Source organism: Rhodoplanes azumiensis, assembly GCF_042682915.1.
GTDB classification, from domain to species: domain Bacteria; phylum Pseudomonadota; class Alphaproteobacteria; order Rhizobiales; family Xanthobacteraceae; genus Rhodoplanes; species Rhodoplanes azumiensis.
Window position 1 is genome coordinate 240,349 of sequence record NZ_JBHUIW010000002.1, and the last position, 17,084, is coordinate 257,432.

The following is a 17,084-nucleotide window of genomic DNA, read 5'->3' on the forward strand; positions in this document are numbered from 1 at the left end:
ATGAGCGAGACGGAAGCCAAGGACGAGCGGCCGCGGACCGGCCTCGACGCGCCGCCTCCGCGGGTCTGGACCCTGAAGGAGAAGCTGCTCCTGCGGCCCCAGATTCGGGTGTCCCGCGACGTGCTGCGCTACGGCATCCGCCGGCACGCCGCGTCCTGGTATGCACGGCGCCCGAGCGACGCGATCGACCTCGCCGGCCGCGAGGCGGCGCTGTCCGAGGCGATCGTCGGGGTGGTGACCTGGAAGCGCCTCGACCTGCTCGAATGGCAGGTGCCGCTGGTGCGCGAGCATCTCGCCGAGCACCGGAGCTTCGTCGTGCTCGACAACTCGCCGCGCGGGCCGGAGCGCGACGCGATCCGGGCGTTCTGCCGGCGCGAGGCCGTGCCCTATGTCGGGCTGCCCGACAATCCCTACAACGGCAGCATGAAGACCGCGAGCCAGTCGCACGGCTGCGCGCTGGTCTGGGCGACCCGCAACCTGGTCGCACGCTTCCGTCCGAGATACTTCGGCTTCATCGACCACGACATCTTTCCGCTCGCCCCGTATCGCATCGCCGATCGGCTCGCCGACCAGCCGGTGTTCGGGGTGCGGTGCCCGAGCGGCCGGCTGCCGGAGGCCTGGATGCTGTGGGCCGGCTTCTGCTTCTACCGGACCGCGGACGTGCCGGTGCAGCGAATGAACTTCGTGCCGACCTACCGCTACGGCATGGATACGGGCGGCGAGAACTGGGCCGTGATCTACCGCGATCTCGACGAGACCAAGCTCGTCTTCGCCGACCAGCGGCTCACCCGGATCGGCACCGGCTATGATTTCCACAGGGACTACGTACAGTGGGTCGACGGCTGGCTGCACGTCATGAACGCCTCGGCCTGGCGCCAGGTCGACGGCGACCGCGGCCCGGTCGTGCTCGGACTTCTGCGCGCCGCGACCCGCAGCCCGCCGGCCTGCGCCAGGCTCGACAAGCTCTGACCTTCACCTCTCCCCGGCGGTGGGCTTTGCAGAATTCGTCATTCCGGGGCGCGCCGAAGGCGCGAACCCGGAATCCAGCGGCGAACGCGACTGTCTGGGCTGGATTCCAGTTTCGGCGCGGTGCGCCGCCCCGGAATGACCGAATCATACAAAGCCTTCCGAGGGAGGTCGGATCTCGCGCATCCGGGTGAGGGACGCGGGCAGGGCCGATCAGCCCGCCGCGGCCGCGCCCGCCGACGCGGGAAGAGCGCCCGCCGCCGCGAGATGCGGCGCGATCAGTGCCACCACGGTCCGTCGCTTTTCCTCGAACAGGTCGGGGCGTCCCATCAGGCCGACCTCGTGCAGCCAGGTGCCGCACCATTGCAGCGGGCCGTCCTTCCAATCGATCCCCGGCTTGAACGCCACCCAGCGGCTCTCGATCTCGCATACGGCCGCCGGATCGATCCGGCTGTAGAGCGGATCCCAATTGGCGCCGCCGGTGTCGAGGCCGACGAACCAGTCCTGGCCGAAATCGAGCGGCAGGTGCGCCACCGCGTCGTAGCGAAACACGCAGAACCCCGCCCACAGGAACCAGCGCGGCGCGACTCGCCGGATCGGCCCGCAGACCTGATGCGTGGCGAGCGGCGCGAACGGATCGTCCGGCGCGGTGGGAAACAGGTCGTCGTCGATGAACCCGAAGGCGGCCGGCGCGCCGGCGCGGATCAGGTTGTGCCAGGTCCAGTTCAGCGCCGCGCCGTGCGAGCGGCTCGGCTCCTTGCCGGTCCACGGATTCGGCGGAAGATGCAGATAGGGGATGCCGGCCTCGGTCACGACGGTTCGGATCCGCTCCGCGACCTCTGGATTCGGCGAGTTGTCGACGATCACGTGGACGGCGGACGGCACGTAATGGCGCACCAGCGCGATCTGCCAGCGGATCGATTCCGGGTCGGCGAACGCGATCGTGATCAGGACGTTGCGGCCCGCGATCGACCGGGCGATCGCGCCGGCGTCGCCCGCGGTCTCGGGCTGACGACGATAGGCGGCATCGACGAGGCGATAGCGACGGGTCTTGACGGCGTGCAGCAGCGGACGCAGCCGCCCCCACTCGCGCAACGAATAGTCGGACAAGGGCCGGGGCATGCCTGCTTATACGGCAGCGAACGGGCTTGTCCAGCACGCGTCCGGCGTGCCATTGGGGGCGCCTCACAAGCAACGGGCCGCGGCTCCGATGACCACCGACGCGCAACCGCGCATGCTGCTCGATCTGTCGTGGACGATGCGGTGGGCCGGGCCGCCGGTCGGCATCCTGCGGGTCGAGCAGGAGCTCGCCCGTTGGGCGTTTGCTCACGTGCCGACCTGCACGGCGGTCTATTTCGATCCGCTGACGATGCGGTATCGCGCCCTCGACCGGGCGACGTCGGATCGGTTCCTCGCCGGCGACGCGGTGCTCGACACCATCGGGCTGCCCGATCCGGCCCGCCCGGGCGAGCGCAAGAGCGACCGGGTGCCGGCGGTGCTGCGGCCGGCCATGCGTTGGCTGCTGCAGTCGCGCCACATGCTGCTGCACACGCTGGAGCGCCGTCGGCTCGCGGCCGGCGACACGGCATGGGCAGCGCGGATCGATCGCTGGCAACGCGCCGTCATGTCGCGAAAATACCGCGGCTTCATGGTCAAGAGCGACGGCAGCCGGCGCGACTTCATCCCGGCGGACGGGTTGAGGTCGGAGCCGGTCGCGTTCCGGCCGGACGATATTCTGATCGGCGCCGGATCGGGGTGGAGCTACTCGAACATCGGCGCGCTGCGGGCGCAGAAGCAGGCCACGCCGTTCCGCTTCGCGCTCGTGTGCTACGACATCATTCCGATCCAGTTTCCGCAGTTCTACAAGCCGCACGACGTCGCCCAGTTCACCCGCTACTTCGAGCAGGCGTTGCCGATCGCCGACCTCGTCCTCGTGACCTCGCGCTGCGTCGAGGCCGACGTGCAGGCGCACTGCCGGGCGCGCGGCCTCGCGCTCGGACGCACCACCGTGGTGCCGCTCGGCGCCAACGTTCCGGTGGCGGCTGCGGCAGCGGCCCCGCCGGCGCTGCCGGCCGGGCTCGAGCCCGGCCGCTTCGCGCTGTTCGTCAGCACGATCGAGCCGCGCAAGGGGCACCGCGTGCTGTACGAGGCGTGGTTGCGTCTCGTCGCCGAGGGCGTGCCGCAGGCGGCCGGTTTCAAGCTGGTGTTCGTCGGGCGCGCCGGCTGGATGGTCGACGAGCTTGTGAAGGCGCTCGACACCGATCCCCGGCTCGCCGGCACGCTGGTCCGGCTGCAGGGGATCGACGACTCCACGGTGCGGGGGCTCTACGCGACGGCGGCGTTCTGCTGTTACCCGTCGCGCTACGAGGGCTACGGGCTGCCGCTGGTCGAGGCCTTCCAGTTCGGCAAGGCCGTGCTGGCGTCGACCGGCGGCTCGCTGCCCGAGGTGGCGGGCGAATTCTCGCCATGTCTCGATCCGGAGGACGTCGACGCGTGGTCGCGCGCGCTGCGCGAATGGATCACCGACCCGGCCGCCCGCGCTCCTTACGAGGAGCGGATCACGACCACCTTCCGGCACCCGACCTGGGACGAGGCGGCCGCGCTGTTCTTTTCGCGGGTCAGAAGCCTGCTCCCGTCGTGACGGCTCCCGGGACGGAGTCGCTCACCTTCGGCACGTTCGGCAAGCTGGCGCCGAGCACGAGCCCGATCGGCAACCACAGCGTCACCCAGTCGAGCCCGAAAGAGCCCGCCAGGAACGGGAAGTCCATCTGAAGAGGGACGATCGACGCGACCGCCAGAGCGAGCAGAACAGGCGATCCGGTGCGCCACGACTGTCGTGTTCCGGCGACCAGCACCGCGCCGAACAGGGTCGCCAACGCGAGACCGGCGAAGACGCCGCCCCTCAATGCGGCATGATAAATCATGTTGTGTGGCTGAAGGATCTCGGTGCCGTCGGGCAAGATCACCGGGAGGGGCGTGGTCAGCCCCGATCCGGCCCAAGGATGCGCCGCGAGATAGCCCAGATACGCATCCCAGAGAAACAGCCGATAACTGTCACCGCGGGACAGGAACGAGTTGCCGAGCAGCAGGAGCACGAGCGCCGCGGCCGAGATTGCCAGAGTCCAGATGCTCAGTTTCGTCGCAAGGCCGAATCGGTGCGGGAGCAGCACGATCAGGACGGCCATCCCGGTCGCCAGTCCGATGAGCGTGTTGCGGGTTTGGGTCAACACGACGGCGGCGAGCAGAACCAGTGCCGCGGCGCCGAGAAGAACCGCGATCGGACGGCGCGTGCCCGCCGTGATGGCGGCGACGGCACCGACGCAGGGGATCGCGTATCCCAACGCGACGTAGTTCGAATTGTAGTACATCGTCTGGCCCGGAATGCCTTCCAGGCGCGGCGGCAAGCGGTCGAGCGGCGGCAGCCCGCCGTAGAAGACCCAGATGTTGGCGGCGGCCGCGATCGCGGCCGTGACGCCCACATAGGTGAACAGACGCACCGCGAAGGCGGGATCGCGCGACGCGAGGATCGCGAGCATCGCGATGTAGCTCAGCACCAGCACCGCGTTGCGGATGTGGCCGACGACGGCACCGTTGTCGACCTCCATCGTGAACGGCGATGCGATCACGAACACCAGGAAATAAATCGCCGCCGAGAGGAAGATCGGCGATCGGCCGATGCGGGCGATCTCGGGCGGGGTGATCGTGAGGAGAAGCAACGGCAGCACGATGACATAATACATCGTGCGGATGGCCCAGACGTTCGGCAGGATATAAACGAGACAGACCAGTAGAATGCAGCAATTCTGGAGCAGCTGGTGCGCCTCGATCCACTGCGCAGCAGTCCTGTGGAGAGAGGCTGCTTTCGTTTTCATGACCGACGCGCCCGCGGAACGAAGACAAGGTCGACAGTTTGGATGTCTTCCAATGTTCTAGCGGCGTCGCGATCGCGTTGTCCAGGTTCGGGCCGGAGAAAAGCGGCTCGGCTGACGACACCGTTCGCCGCGGAGGCGGCGTCGCGCCCCGGCGTCCCGTCGGTGCGGTCGACGGGGATGGGCGTGCGGCTCGTCCCTCAGCGCCGGAACACCACGGTCTTGTGGCCGTTGGGGACGACGCGGTGCTCGATGTGGAACTGCACGGCCCGCGCCAGCACGACGCTCTCGATGTCGCGACCGATGGCGACGAAGTCCTCCGGCGTGAAGGTGTGGTCGATGCGCTCGACGCCCTGCTCGATGATCGGCCCCTCGTCGAGATCGCCGGTGACGTAATGGGCGGTGGCGCCGATGATCTTCACGCCGCGCGCATGCGCCTGGTGATAAGGGCGGGCGCCCTTGAAGCTCGGCAGGAACGAGTGGTGAATGTTGATGCAGCGCCACGACAAGGCCTGGCACAGCTCCGGCGACAAGACCTGCATGTAGCGGGCGAGCACCACGAGATCGATCTTCAGGCGCCCGATCAGCTCGAGCACCTGGGCCTCCTGGGCCGCCTTGGTCTCCTTGGTCACCGGCAGGTAGTGATAGGGGATGCCGTGCCACTCCACCACGCGGGCGAGGTCGGGATGGTTCGACACCACGGCCGGGATGTCGATCGGCAGGCTGCCGGTGCGGTAACGGTACAGGAGATCGTTCAGGCAGTGATCGAACTTCGAGACCATGATCAGCACGCGCGGCTTGATCGCGGTGTCGTGGAACGTCCAGGCCATGCCGAATCTCTCGGCGATCGGTCGGAATCCCGCCTCGATGTCCGCGATCGGCGGCTGCTCGGGACCGGCCCGGAACACGGTGCGCTCGAAGAAGCGGCCCGTCTCCGGGTCGCCGAAATGCGCCGACTCGGTGATGAAGATGCCGCGCCCGGCGAGGTAGCCGGCCGTCGCCGCGACGAGGCCGGTCGTGTCGGCGCAGGAGAGCGTCAGCACGTAGGTTCTGGTGGTCATGTCGAGATTCGGTCCCGGACGATCGCCGGCGGCACGCGGGGCACCGCCGCGGCTCGGCCCTCGCGAGGACCGCCGCCGTCGGCGGCAGGTAGACACCGCGGCGGGCGGCCGCGCAACGCAAAAAGCGGCCGCTCGCGGAGCGTGCAAAGAAAAAGCCGGGCACCCGGCCCGGCTCAGTCGCCACGCAGTCGTCGGGAGAAACGCGTCAGAACTCGTCCGGGCAGGGATCGACGATCATCCACAGATCGTAGCCGTTCTTGAGCTTCTTCATCTCGGCCGTGAGGCCGCCGACGCTGGCGATCCAGCGCTTCACGGAATTCGGATAGACGGTCATCAGCTCGGCCGTGCCGGCGGCGCTCGTCACCTTGACGCCCGCCGTCCACGCCTTGTCGTAATAGGCTTGGTGGAAGCCGAGGCTGGCCCGCGGGGTGACGCAGATGCGGTTCATCGGCACGATGCCGAGCACGAGCGTACAGGCCGAGTTGCAGATGCCGTCGATGACGACACGCTGGCCCGAGTCGCGGATGCGGGCGTATTTGGCCTTGTACTCCTCGACATAGCCGCCGAAGTCGCGCTTGATGACGACGTCCGGCTCCGCCGCCTGGACGGTCGTGGACGAGAGGCCGAGCGCGGACAGAAGAAGCGCGGACACAAGTCCAGCGGCAAGCGAAAGAGATGCGAGGCGCGCCATCGCCGCCAAACCCCCCATAATTCCCCGGCCCGTGTTTTGTTCCGGTGACCGGGCGGAATTTTGACCGCGGTATGTTTGAAATTCGTTAACCACGGGTGGTCGTGGTCTCCCGGATGCCGATCAGGCCGTGCAGCCAAGCGGCTGAAAATGCAGCTCTTCGATCAGTGCGCTTGATGAATCGAATAAATAACATTCGTTTCTTTCATTGAAATCGGGCTGGCATTGTGGCGGCATCCGGTCGGCTCGATCGCCGTCCCGGCCGAGTCTCTCGACCGCCCGGACTCCTCCGCGCCCGCCGGACCTCCTGGTCGGCGGTCCTGGTCGGCGGTCCCGGTCGGTAATCCTGGTCGGTAATCCTGGTCGGCCCTGCCTATCCCCGTTCGGAGCGCCCGATGCCGCGCACCATCGAGATCCTCGTCGCGCGCGTCGCCCCGGGCGTGTTCGTCGTCCTATGGGCGTCGGGCTTCATCGGCGCGCGGCTGGGGTTGCCGTATGTCGAGCCGCTCACCTTCCTGACGTTGCGCATGGGGGCCGTCGTCGGCCTGATGGCGATCGTCGTGGCGGTCACCCGGCCAGCCTGGCCGGGCGGCGGCGCGATCGGCCACAGCGTCGTCTCGGGTCTCCTGATGCACGGCGGCTATCTGGGCGGCGTGTTCATCGCCATCGACCACAAGCTCGCCGTCGGGGTGACGGCGCTGATCGTCGGCTTGCAGCCGATCCTCTTGTCGACGCTCGCCAATCGGGTGCTGGGCGAGACCGTGACGCAGCGCCAATGGGCCGGCCTCGGGCTCGGTATCGTCGGCGTCTACCTGATCGTCCAGGCCAAGATGGCGGGCGGGGAGGCCGACCTGATCGCCTGGATCGCCATCGTCACGGCGCTCCTGTCGATCACGGCCGGCACGCTCTGGCAGAAGCGCCACGGCGGCACGATCGACTGGCGCCCGGCCTTCCTGATCCAGTACGCGGCGGCCGGCGCCGTGTTCGCGGCCGGCGCCCTTCTGTTCGAGACCCGGCGGGTGGAGTGGACGGGCGAGCTCGTCTTCGCGCTCGCCTGGCTGGTGCTGGTGCTCTCGCTCGGGGCGATCTGGCTCCTCTACTTCCTGATCCGCCGCGGCTCGGCGAGCCGCATCTCCAGCCTGTTCTATCTGACGCCCCCGGCGACCGCCGTGATGGCGTGGGCGCTGTTCGACGAGCGCCTCGGTCCGGTGGCGCTCGCCGGCATGGCGCTGTGCGTCGCCGGCGTCGGCCTCGTGAACGCGAGCCCGCGCAAGACGTGATCGCATCGGTGCCGGCAGGGCCGGACCCTGGGGTCGGCCGCGGCGTTGTCCGGATGCGCGTGCGGATGCAACATGATACAACCAATGGGGCGCGGGAGTGTCCCATGGTGCTCGCATTTGATACGCTCGGTTACGCGAAACGGCTGCGCGACGGCGGCGTGCCCGAGCCGCAGGCCGAGGCTCACGCGGAGGCGGCGCGGGACTACATCATGGTCGAGCTGGTGACCAAGAACGATCTCGCGGCGGCGGTCGAGAGCCTGCGCCATGACATGGACGCTCGCTTCGAGAACGTGCATCTGCAATTGGACGTTCTTCGCCGCGACGTCGACGCCAAGATCGAGCGCTTGGGCCTTCAGCTTACGATCCGGCTGGGTGCCCTGATGGTCGCCGGGCTGGGCGCGCTGGCCGTCATCCTGCGTCTGCACTGACGCGCACAAGTCCTTATGAGATAAACTAAAGACCGGCCCGCCAAGGGCGGGCCGGCCTCGATGTCGCGCCGCGCTACCGCGTTCAGCGGGCGGGCGCCGGGGTCGCCGGAGGCGCCGCTGCGCCCGGATTCGCCGAGCGCTCGGAGCCCGCACCGGCGCCGGTCGCGCCCGGCACGCTCGACGCGCCGCTGTCCGACGACGGTGCCGATCCGGCGCCCGATCCGGTGGTCGCGGCCGGGGCGTTGCGATCCATGGTCAGCTGGCTGCCGTTACGGTCGGTCATGCCCCAGACGATCGCGATGATGAACACGGCCGCCACGATGCCGGCGAGCCACGCCCACATCGAGGCGCTGCTCTTTCGCGCACCTGCGGGGGCGTCGACCGTGCGGTCGGCGAAGGCCGGGTCGTGGATGCCGTGCGGGTCGCCGAGCCGCGAGTCGCGCATGCCGTCCTGCGGGTCGCTCATGGTCTGCCTCCTCTCGGTTGCTCCGCGAGGGCAACCGAGAGGCCGCGACCCGGTTCCGTCCGGGGCCTCCCGCGAGCAACAATTCGTTAAGTATTCCAGAGAGGTAGACCAGAACCTGCGACTCGGTTCGCCGGGCGTCAGTTGGCCGTGATGCCGGCGCCCTCGATGACCGGCCTCCAGCGTGCCACCTCGGCCTCGACCCGAGCCCGGAACGCCTCCGGGGTGGACGGGATCGGCTCCATCACCTGGGTCGCGAGCTTTTCGCGCACGCCGGGCTCTGCAAGAAGCTCACGCACCGTCGCGCCCATGCGGTCGATCGCGGCCTGCGGCGTGCCGGCTGGCGCGATCAGCCCGTTCCAGGCCTCCGCCTCGACCGGGATGCCGCTCTCCTTCAAGGTCGGCACGCCGGGGATCAGCCCGTAACGCTCGGGCGTCGAGACCGCGATCACCTTGAGGTTTCCGGCCTCCGCCTGCGAGGTCGCGGCGATCGCCGGCAGGCAGCCCATCTGGGCGTCGCCTCGGATGATCGCGGTCGCCGCCTGCGGCGAGCTCGCATAGGCGATGTGGACGATCTGCGTGCCGCTCGCCCGAGCGATCGCCTCCATGGCGAGATGCGACAGCGAGCCGTTGCCGATCGACGCGTAATTGTATTTGCCGGGCTCGGCCCGCAGCTTCTCCAGGAGCCCGGCGACGGTCGAGACGCCGAGCGCGTTGCTCACCGCCAGCGCGCAGGGCTGTGTCGCGAGCGTCGTCACGAAGGCGAAGTCGCGGTCCCACCGGTACGGCATCTTCGCCTGCAGCAGCGCATTGATGGCGAGCGGGCCGGCGATCGAGACGCCGAACGTGGTGCCGTCCGGCGCCGCTTTGGCGACCATGTCGGTGCCGAGATTGCCGCCGGCGCCGGGCTTGTTCTCCACCGTGACGGTCTGGCCGAGCCGCTGCTGCAGCCCCTCGGCGACGACCCGGGCGATCAGATCCGGGGTCGATCCCGGGCCGAACGGCACGACGATCCGGATCGGCCGGGTCGGCCAGGCCTCGGCGGCGGCCGGCGCGTCGGCGCCGACGAGCGCCGTGACGGCGACGGCACAGGCCGAAAGCAGGGCGGCGAGGGGGCGACGGACCGAGGAGCGGACCGAGGACATGCTGCGGCTCCGGACGACGAGGTCAGGGGGTGCCTCCTGGTAGGCAACCGGACGGCGATTGTCACGCGTGGGCGCGGTCGGACGCCGCGCGCGTGGCACCGTCGCGGCCGGTCGCACACGCCGCGGTCGCTCTTGCGTCGGCCGGTCCGATCGCTTCTACTCCGGCCGCTTTTTTTGCCGCTCGCCGCGGATCGCCGGGGGAAATGCATGGGGCTCGTCGTCCTGGTTCTGGGTCTCGTCCTGTTCATCGGGGCGCATGTCGTCGTGTCGCTGCGCGCTCGGCGCGCCGCCCTCGTCGCGCGCCTCGGCGAGATTCCCTACAAGGGCCTGATCTCGGTCGTCTCGCTCGCCGGCATCGTGCTGATGGGCTGGGGCTTCGCCGAGTACCGGGCGGAGGGGGAGTGGATCGAGCTCTACGATCCGCCGACCTGGACCCGGCACCTGTCGGCGCTGCTGATGTGGCCCGCCGTGATCATGGTCACGGCCGCCTACATCCCCGGCAACATCAAGCGCGTGCTCAAGCATCCGATGCTGTCGGGCGTGAAGCTGTGGGCGGTCGCGCATCTGATCGCCAACGGCGACCTCGGCTCGATCCTGATCTTCGGCGCGATCCTCGCCTGGGCCGTCTACGACCGCATCAGCCTCAAGCGGCGCACCGATCCGGGCGCGCCGCCGATTCCGGTCGGCGGCCGTCGCAACGACATCCTGACCGTGGTGGTCGGGACGATCCTCTATCTCGCCCTCGCCTTCGTGTTCCATCCGCTGGTCATCGGCCGCGCCGTGTTCGGCAGCCCGGCGCTCGGCACCTGAGCCGGGCGCCGCCGCGGCCGCGGCGCGCTCCGGTGCGCCACCAGCGATCCCGACCGAGAGACCCGAAACGATGTCCGTGCACCGCGACGACCGGCGCCTGACCGCGCCCGACATCCTGGCCCGCAAGGGCGGGGTGCCGATCGCCATGCTGACCTCCTATCATGCCCACACGGCGCGCCTCGCCGACCAGCACTGCGACTCGATCCTGGTCGGCGACTCGCTCGGCATGGTCATGCACGGGCTGGAGACCACCGTGCCGGTGACGCTCGACATGATGATCCTGCAGGGGCTCGCGGTGATGCGCGGCTCCAAGCGGGCGCTGGTCGTCGTCGACATGCCGTTCGGCAGCTACGAGGCCTCGAAGGAGCAGGCCTTCCACGCGGCCGCCCGCATCCTGAAGGAGACCGGCTGCGGCGCCATCAAGCTCGAGGGCGGGGTGCGGATGGCCGAGACCATCCGGTTCCTCGTCGAGCGCGGTATCCCGGTGATGGGCCATGTCGGCCTCACCCCGCAGTCGATCAACACGCTGGGCAGCTTCCGGGCGCAGGGCCGCGACCCGGCCGATTGGGCGCCGATCGAGGCCGATGCCAGGGCCGTGGCCGAGGCGGGGGCGTTCTCGGTGGTGCTGGAGGCGATCGCCGAGCCGCTCGCCGCCAAGATCACCAAGGACGTGCCGATCCCGACCATCGGGATCGGGGCGAGCGCCACCTGCGACGGCCAGGTGCTGGTGCTCGAGGACATGCTCGGCCTGTCACCGCGGGTGCCGAAATTCGTCAAGCGGTATGCCGATCTCGGCCCCTCGATCGAGCGCGCCGTCGCGGCCTATGCCGAGGAGGTGCGCTCGCGCACTTTCCCGGGACCGGAGAACGTCTATCCGGTGAAGAAGGCGCCCTGACCGGTTCCGTCCCGCCGGGCCCCGTATGGATCGGCGCCTTGCGCTCGCCACAAGCATGGTCTAGCGGCTTGTGGCTCCGGGAGCGCGTGGCCGACCGCGGCCGTCGCTCCCACCGCGCCGGAACGAGCGGCGCCAAATCGTTGAAACAAAAGCTTCAGGAACAACGGGTCGCCGCGTGTCCGATATCTTCAGGGAAGTCGACGAGGAAGTCCGCCGCGAACGGCTGCAGCAGATCTGGAAGCGCCACGGCGGCCTGATCGTCGCGATCTGCATCCTCGTCGTCGCCGGCGTGGCCGGCTGGCGCGGCTGGCAGTGGTACGAGGCGAAGCAGGCCGCGACCGCGAGCATGGCGTTCGACGCGGCGGCGCGGCTCGCCCAGGACGGCAAGCCGGCCGAGGCGGGCGCCGCCTTCGCCAAGCTCGCGGCCGACGCGCCGGTGCCGGCCTATCGCAACCTCGCCCGCCTGCGGGAAGCGGAGGTTCAGGCCGCGACCGACCCGAAGGCGGCGATCGCCAGCTTCCAGGCGATCGCGGCGGACACGTCGAACCCGCCGCTGTTCCGCGAAGCCGCCACGGTGCGGGCCGGCCTCCTGATGGTCGACACCGCGCCCTATGCCGACCTGCAGGCGCGGCTGGAGCCGCTCGCCCGGCCGGACGGCGCCTTCCGCCACACCGCCCGGGAGCTCCTCGCCCTGTCCGCCTGGAGGGCCGGCGACGGCGCCGCGACCCGGCGCTGGGCCGATGCCGCCGCCGCCGATCCCGATGCGCCCGCCGGACTGAAGGCGCGGGTCGACATCCTGCTCGCCCTGATCGGCGAGGCCGCCAAGAGCTGAGCGAGTGCCGGCGGATGGTTCGCCGGCGACCTCTCACCGGACCATCGAGCGGCGCATCGTGACGAACCGAGAGCCGAACCGAGAGCCGAGCCGAGACCCGAAGGAGCGACCGATGCGAGCCCGTGCCCGCGTGATCCTGCTCGCCGCCGCCGCCGTGGCGGCGCTGCCGCTCGCCGGCTGCGACCAGATCGACAATCTCACGGCGATGTTCGACACCAAGAAGAAGCTCCCGGGCGACCGCAAGCCGGTGTTCCCGGAGGGCGTGCCCGGCATCCAGCAAGGTGTGCCGCCCGAATACCTGCCCGGCGCCCGCCCGACCGAGGAGACCCCCGCGGCGCCGCCGTCCGAGGCCGCCGCGCCGAGCGCGGCAGCGCCCGAGGCCAAGCCCGAGCCGAAGCCGCGCGCCCGCTCGCAGCAGGCGGCGCAGCCGCCGGCGCCCGCGCCCCAGCAACGCCGCGCCGCGGCGCCGCCGCCGTCGGTCGAGGACGACCCCGACACGGCCGACGCGCCGGCGCCGAGCGGTGCAGCCCGTCCGGCACCGGCGACGCCGGTCGCCTCCGTCCCGGTGCGCCCGCGCCAACCGGCTCCGTCCGAGGCCGCGCCGGCCGCCCCGGGCGGCACGGCCGCGGTGCCGCAGCAGCCGCTGCCCTGGCCGACCGCCCCGGGCAACTGAGTCGGGGCGCGCCCGCACCACAAGTCCGGGCCTCGATGCGCCCGGGACGGCGGCCATCGGGGCGTCTGCCCCGACCGCCCTCTGCAGAGTTGGTGAAAACGTTTTCAGCGCTGCGTCGCTGCGCCGCGCTCTTGCCCTCGGCCTCGCCTTCGCTGGGCCGCCCGGCTCGGTGAAAACGGTTCCATCCAATCCCCTTTTAACGGATGTCGGCGTCTCGAAAGCCTGACCGTCGGCCCCGACCGCAGCGCCATTCGCAGCGCGCGTGTTCGACATCCTCGGCGATACGCGCTGCGTCCTCGTGTGCTATCGAGTGCCTTTCGGAGCGGCCTGCCGCCGTTCCGCCCTGCGTTTCGTCCCGATGTCCGGCCCGCGTGCCGGGCCGTTTCCGACCTTTCGAGAGGCCACCCGGCGCCCCGATGTCCTTCACGATCGCCATTGTGGGCCGCCCCAATGTGGGCAAGTCGACCCTGTTCAACCGCCTGGTCGGCAAGCGCGTCGCGCTCGTCGACGACCAGCCGGGCGTGACCCGCGACCGCCGCGAGGGCACCGGCCGGCTCGGCGACCTCGACTTCACCGTGATCGATACGGCCGGGCTCGAGGAGGCGCCGGACGAATCGCTGGCCGGCCGCATGCGCGCCCAGACCGAGACCGCGATGGCCGACGCCGACGCCATCCTGTTCCTGATCGACGCCCGGGTCGGGCTGACGCCGGCCGACCGGGCCTTCGCGGCGGCGGTGCGCAAGACCGGCCGGCCGGTCGTGCTGGTCGCCAACAAGAGCGAGGGCCGCGCCTCCGAGGCCGGTGTCTACGAGGCGTTCGGGCTCGGGCTCGGCGAGCCGGTCGGCGTCTCGGCCGAGCACGGGCTCGGCCTGTCCGATCTCTACGACGCGTTGCGCGAGGCGCTGCCCGATCTGACCGAGGAGGCCGCCGCGGCGACGCGCGCCGAGGTGCGGGCCGAGCGCGAGGCGAAGGCTGCGGCGCGCGACGGTTTCTCGACCGATGCGGCCGGCGCCGATCCGGCGGCGGCAGCGGCGCCGCGCCCGGTGCGCATCGCCGTGGTCGGCCGCCCGAACGCCGGCAAGTCGACCCTGATCAACCGCCTCCTGGGCGCCGACCGCCTGCTCACCGGGCCGGAGGCCGGCATCACCCGCGACTCGATCGCGGTCGATCTCGACTGGCACGGCCGCGCCTTCAAGGTCCACGACACCGCCGGCATGCGGCGCAAGTCGAAGATCGACGACAAGCTCGAGAAGATGTCGGTCTCGGATGCGCTCGACGCGATCCGGTTCGCCGAGGTGGTGGTGCTGCTGATCGATGCCACGGCGCCGTTCGAGGAGCAGGATCTGCGGATCGCCGATCTGGTCGAGCGCGAGGGCAGGGCGCTGGTGATCGGCCTGTCCAAATGGGATCTCGCCGAGGGTGAGACGGGCGCGCTCACGCGGCTGCGCCAGGAGGCCGAACACCGGCTGCCCCAGCTCGCCGGGATGCCGGTCGTCGCCGTGTCGGGGCTGACCGGGGCGGGGCTCGACCGGCTGATGCAGGCCGTGCTCGACATTCACGCGATCTGGAACCGCCGCGTTCCGACCAACGCGCTCAACCGCTGGCTCGACAGTGCCGTCGACGGCCATCCGCCGCCCGCCGTGTCGGGCCGCCGCCTCAAGCTCAACTACATCACTCAGCCGAAGGCGCGGCCGCCGAGCTTCGTCCTGTTCTGCTCGCGCGCCGACGCCGTGCCGGAGTCCTACAAGCGCTATCTGATCAACGGCCTGCGCGAGAGCTTCGACCTGCCCGGCACGCCGATCCGGCTGACGCTGCGCGAAAAAGCCAATCCCTATGCGACCCGCGCCAAAGGACGCTGAGGCGGGGCAAGGCATCTCGGGACCGGGCGGCGACCCCGCGCCGGTGCCGCACGGTCGGCGACGCGCCGCCTTCGGCTTCGTCTTCGTCACGGTGGCGATCGACATGCTGTCGGTCGGCATCTTCGTGCCGGTGCTGCCCCGCCTGGTCGCCGACTTCATGGGCGGCGACGAGCCGGCCGCGGCCACCATGTACGGCCTGTTCGGCATCGCCTTCGCGCTGATGCAGTTCGTCTTCTCGCCCGTGCAGGGGGCGCTGTCCGACCGATTCGGCCGGCGCCCCGTGATCCTGGTCTCCAATCTCGGCGTCGGGCTCGACTATGTCGTGATGGCGCTCGCGCCGACGATCTGGTGGCTGCTCGCCGGCCGGGTGATCTCCGGCGTCGCCTCCGCCTCGATCGCCACCGCCTTCGCCTACATCGCCGACGTCACCGAGCCGGAGAAGCGGGCCGCCCGCTTCGGCCTGCTGGGTGCCGCCTTCGGGCTCGGCTTCGTGCTCGGCCCGGCGATCGGCGGGCTCGCCGGCAGTGTCGATCCGCGGCTGCCGTTCTGGATCGCGGCCGGCCTGAGCCTCGCCAACGCCGCCTACGGCTACTTCATCCTGCCGGAATCGCTGCCGCCGGAGAAGCGGGCGCCGCTGCGGCTCTCCCGCGCCAACCCGCTCGGCGCGCTGACGCTGCTACGCTCGCAGCCGCAGCTCCTCGGCCTCGCCGGCGTGTGGTTCGTCAGCCAGCTCGCGCATTTCGTCCTGCCGAGCCTGGGCGTGCTCTATCTCACCTTCCGGTACGACTGGGACGCGCGGACCATCGGCTTCACCATGGCGGCGGTCGGGCTCGGCGCCGTGATCGTGCAGGGCGGGCTGATCGGCCCCGGCGTGCGGCGGCTCGGCGAGCGCGGCGCGCTGCTGCTCGGCGCCATGGCCGGCGTGATCGGGCTGACCATCCAGGGGCTCGCGCCGCACGGCTGGATGTTCTGGCTCGGCATCCCGTTCAACAGCCTGTGGGGCTTCACCCATGCGGCGGCCAACAGTCTGATGAGCCGCCGGCTCGGCCCCTCCGAGCAGGGCCGGCTGCAGGGCGCCAATGCCTGCATGATGGGGATCGCCGGGCTGATCGGGCCCGGCCTGTTCTCGCAGGTCTACGCCGTCGCTCTGGCGCATCCCGGCGCGTTTCCGGGGCCGGGCGCGCCGTTCTTCGTCGCGGTGGCGCTGCTGCTCGTAGCCCTCGCGATGGCGGTGCGGGCGACCCGCAGCCCGCCGGCCGCATCCGGCCCTGCCGCGGCGGATCAGTCCGGCGGATTGTAGTGGAGGAGCCGGCCGGCGCGCAGGTCGAACAGGCGCCCGGTCTCGCCGAAGCTCGGAAGGCACAGCGGCAGGATCGCGGCCGCCGCCTCCTCGGGCGGCTGCACGGTCTGCGGATCCTCGCCCGGCATCAGCTGCGCCCGCATGCGGGTGCGGGTCGGGCCGGGATTGACGATGTTGACCTTGACGGGCGTCGTCGCCGTCTCGGCCGCATAGGTGCGCCCCATCATCTCGAGCGCCGCCTTGGAGATCGCATAGGGGCCGCGATAGGCCTTGCCGGAATGCGCCGCGCCCGAGGAGACGAACACGACGCGGGCCGCCGGCGCCTTGCGCAGCAGCGCGTCGAAGCAGCGGATGAGGTGCAGGTTCGCCGTGACGTTCACCTGCATCAGCTCGTCCCACTCCTTCGGGTCGACATGTGACAGCGGGGTCACCGGCCCGAGCCGGCCCGCATTGGCGACCAGGATGTCGAGCCGGCCGTAGCGATCGTTCAGCACCAGCGCCAGGCGGGCGATGCCGTCGGTGTCGGCGAGATCGAGCGGCACCAGCGTCGCCGGCTCGCCGCCGGCCGCCTGGATGGCGTCGTCGAGCTCCTCCAGCCCGCCGACAGTGCGGGCGACGGCGACGACATGGGCGCCGGCCTCGGCGAGCGCGACGGCGGTGGCAAAGCCGATGCCCCGCGAGGCCCCGGTGACGAGCGCAATCTGGTCGGCGAGCGGACGAGACATGTGATTTCAATCCAGTAGGGGAAATGGGCGGGATGATCTGCCGTCGTTTTACCGGGATGAACTCGCCGCACAAGCGAAACCGGAACGGCT

At 70.5% G+C, this 17,084-nt stretch carries 17 protein-coding genes; 10 read left to right on the forward strand and 7 right to left on the reverse strand.

What is annotated here, in order from left to right:
• Nucleotides 1-969, forward strand: coding sequence for a hypothetical protein (locus ACFSOX_RS02915; protein WP_378476286.1), 969 nt, complete (start codon nt 1-3; stop codon nt 967-969).
• Nucleotides 970-1,179: 210 nt separating this feature from the next.
• On the opposite strand, the gene ACFSOX_RS02920 is transcribed toward ACFSOX_RS02915, so the two are convergent.
• Nucleotides 1,180-2,088 carry a hypothetical protein gene (locus tag ACFSOX_RS02920; protein ID WP_378476287.1) on the reverse strand — a complete coding sequence of 303 codons (909 nt, stop codon included), beginning with the start codon at nt 2,086-2,088 and terminating at the stop codon, nt 1,180-1,182.
• Between the two features lie 88 nt (nt 2,089-2,176).
• Between ACFSOX_RS02920 and ACFSOX_RS02925 the strand changes: the two genes are divergently transcribed.
• Complete coding sequence (locus ACFSOX_RS02925) at nt 2,177-3,607, forward strand: glycosyltransferase family 4 protein (RefSeq protein WP_378476288.1); 1,431 nt, start codon at nt 2,177-2,179, stop codon at nt 3,605-3,607.
• Here the strand turns inward: ACFSOX_RS02925 and ACFSOX_RS02930 are convergent.
• The 3 genes from ACFSOX_RS02930 to ACFSOX_RS02940 form a co-directional block, all read right to left on the reverse strand.
• Nucleotides 3,585-4,838, reverse strand: coding sequence for an O-antigen ligase family protein (locus ACFSOX_RS02930; RefSeq protein WP_378476289.1), 1,254 nt, complete (start codon nt 4,836-4,838; stop codon nt 3,585-3,587). The genes ACFSOX_RS02925 and ACFSOX_RS02930 overlap by 23 nt on opposite strands.
• 197 nt (nt 4,839-5,035) lie before the next feature.
• Entirely contained in the window at nt 5,036-5,896 is an 861-nt protein-coding gene (gene purU, locus ACFSOX_RS02935; RefSeq protein ID WP_378476290.1) for a formyltetrahydrofolate deformylase, read from the reverse strand.
• Nucleotides 5,897-6,101: 205 nt separating this feature from the next.
• Nucleotides 6,102-6,548: a hypothetical protein gene (locus ACFSOX_RS02940; protein ID WP_378476291.1), complete on the reverse strand. Its 447-nt coding sequence runs from the start codon at nt 6,546-6,548 to the stop codon at nt 6,102-6,104.
• Nucleotides 6,549-6,979: 431 nt separating this feature from the next.
• On the opposite strand from ACFSOX_RS02940, the gene ACFSOX_RS02945 reads away from it, so the two are divergent.
• On the forward strand, nt 6,980-7,864 hold the full coding sequence (locus ACFSOX_RS02945; protein WP_378476292.1) for a DMT family transporter: 885 nt from the start codon (nt 6,980-6,982) through the stop codon (nt 7,862-7,864).
• A 104-nt stretch (nt 7,865-7,968) separates the two neighbouring features.
• Nucleotides 7,969-8,292: a CCDC90 family protein gene (locus ACFSOX_RS02950; protein ID WP_378476293.1), complete on the forward strand. Its 324-nt coding sequence runs from the start codon at nt 7,969-7,971 to the stop codon at nt 8,290-8,292.
• Nucleotides 8,293-8,374: 82 nt separating this feature from the next.
• Here the strand turns inward: ACFSOX_RS02950 and ACFSOX_RS02955 are convergent, their stop codons facing one another.
• Together ACFSOX_RS02955 and ACFSOX_RS02960 are read right to left on the reverse strand one after the other, a co-directional pair.
• Nucleotides 8,375-8,758: a hypothetical protein gene (locus ACFSOX_RS02955; protein WP_378476294.1), complete on the reverse strand. Its 384-nt coding sequence runs from the start codon at nt 8,756-8,758 to the stop codon at nt 8,375-8,377.
• Between the two features lie 137 nt (nt 8,759-8,895).
• Complete coding sequence (locus ACFSOX_RS02960) at nt 8,896-9,900, reverse strand: Bug family tripartite tricarboxylate transporter substrate binding protein (RefSeq protein ID WP_378476295.1); 1,005 nt, start codon at nt 9,898-9,900, stop codon at nt 8,896-8,898.
• Nucleotides 9,901-10,107: 207 nt separating this feature from the next.
• Here ACFSOX_RS02960 and ACFSOX_RS02965 point away from each other — a divergent pair, with 207 nt between their 5' ends.
• From ACFSOX_RS02965 to ACFSOX_RS02990, 6 genes are all read left to right on the forward strand, one after another.
• Nucleotides 10,108-10,710: an NnrU family protein gene (locus tag ACFSOX_RS02965; protein WP_378476296.1), complete on the forward strand. Its 603-nt coding sequence runs from the start codon at nt 10,108-10,110 to the stop codon at nt 10,708-10,710.
• Nucleotides 10,711-10,780: 70 nt separating this feature from the next.
• A complete protein-coding gene (gene panB / locus ACFSOX_RS02970) occupies nt 10,781-11,605 on the forward strand; it encodes a 3-methyl-2-oxobutanoate hydroxymethyltransferase (protein ID WP_378476297.1) in 825 nt (274 codons plus the stop codon).
• Between the two features lie 175 nt (nt 11,606-11,780).
• Nucleotides 11,781-12,437: a tetratricopeptide repeat protein gene (locus ACFSOX_RS02975; protein WP_378476298.1), complete on the forward strand. Its 657-nt coding sequence runs from the start codon at nt 11,781-11,783 to the stop codon at nt 12,435-12,437.
• A gap of 112 nt (nt 12,438-12,549) precedes the next feature.
• Nucleotides 12,550-13,110 (forward strand): hypothetical protein, encoded by a 561-nt coding sequence (locus ACFSOX_RS02980; protein ID WP_378476299.1) that lies wholly within the window; start codon nt 12,550-12,552, stop codon nt 13,108-13,110.
• A 416-nt stretch (nt 13,111-13,526) separates the two neighbouring features.
• Complete coding sequence (der, locus tag ACFSOX_RS02985) at nt 13,527-14,969, forward strand: ribosome biogenesis GTPase Der (protein ID WP_378476300.1); 1,443 nt, start codon at nt 13,527-13,529, stop codon at nt 14,967-14,969.
• Nucleotides 14,970-15,012: 43 nt separating this feature from the next.
• On the forward strand, nt 15,013-16,269 hold the full coding sequence (locus ACFSOX_RS02990) for a TCR/Tet family MFS transporter (protein ID WP_378476301.1): 1,257 nt from the start codon (nt 15,013-15,015) through the stop codon (nt 16,267-16,269).
• Here ACFSOX_RS02990 and ACFSOX_RS02995 read toward each other — a convergent pair.
• Entirely contained in the window at nt 16,251-16,994 is a 744-nt protein-coding gene (locus ACFSOX_RS02995; protein ID WP_378476302.1) for an SDR family NAD(P)-dependent oxidoreductase, read from the reverse strand. The two genes, ACFSOX_RS02990 and ACFSOX_RS02995, sit on opposite strands and share 19 nt — an antisense overlap.
• Nucleotides 16,995-17,084 lie beyond the last annotated feature (90 nt).

Excerpts from the sequence above, each read along its gene's own strand:
- ACFSOX_RS02915 (WP_378476286.1), top strand. The coding sequence starts at position 1 with ATGAGCGAGACGGAAGCCAAGGACGAGCGGCCGCGGACCGGCCTCGAC.
- ACFSOX_RS02920 (WP_378476287.1), bottom strand. The coding sequence starts at position 2,088 with ATGCCCCGGCCCTTGTCCGACTATTCGTTGCGCGAGTGGGGGCGGCTG.
- ACFSOX_RS02925 (WP_378476288.1), top strand. The coding sequence starts at position 2,177 with ATGACCACCGACGCGCAACCGCGCATGCTGCTCGATCTGTCGTGGACG.
- ACFSOX_RS02930 (WP_378476289.1), bottom strand. The coding sequence starts at position 4,838 with ATGAAAACGAAAGCAGCCTCTCTCCACAGGACTGCTGCGCAGTGGATC.
- purU (WP_378476290.1), bottom strand. The coding sequence starts at position 5,896 with ATGACCACCAGAACCTACGTGCTGACGCTCTCCTGCGCCGACACGACC.
- ACFSOX_RS02945 (WP_378476292.1), top strand. The coding sequence starts at position 6,980 with ATGCCGCGCACCATCGAGATCCTCGTCGCGCGCGTCGCCCCGGGCGTG.
- ACFSOX_RS02950 (WP_378476293.1), top strand. The coding sequence starts at position 7,969 with ATGGTGCTCGCATTTGATACGCTCGGTTACGCGAAACGGCTGCGCGAC.
- ACFSOX_RS02955 (WP_378476294.1), bottom strand. The coding sequence starts at position 8,758 with ATGAGCGACCCGCAGGACGGCATGCGCGACTCGCGGCTCGGCGACCCG.
- ACFSOX_RS02960 (WP_378476295.1), bottom strand. The coding sequence starts at position 9,900 with ATGTCCTCGGTCCGCTCCTCGGTCCGTCGCCCCCTCGCCGCCCTGCTT.
- ACFSOX_RS02965 (WP_378476296.1), top strand. The coding sequence starts at position 10,108 with ATGGGGCTCGTCGTCCTGGTTCTGGGTCTCGTCCTGTTCATCGGGGCG.
- panB (WP_378476297.1), top strand. The coding sequence starts at position 10,781 with ATGTCCGTGCACCGCGACGACCGGCGCCTGACCGCGCCCGACATCCTG.
- ACFSOX_RS02980 (WP_378476299.1), top strand. The coding sequence starts at position 12,550 with ATGCGAGCCCGTGCCCGCGTGATCCTGCTCGCCGCCGCCGCCGTGGCG.
- der (WP_378476300.1), top strand. The coding sequence starts at position 13,527 with ATGTCCTTCACGATCGCCATTGTGGGCCGCCCCAATGTGGGCAAGTCG.
- ACFSOX_RS02995 (WP_378476302.1), bottom strand. The coding sequence starts at position 16,994 with ATGTCTCGTCCGCTCGCCGACCAGATTGCGCTCGTCACCGGGGCCTCG.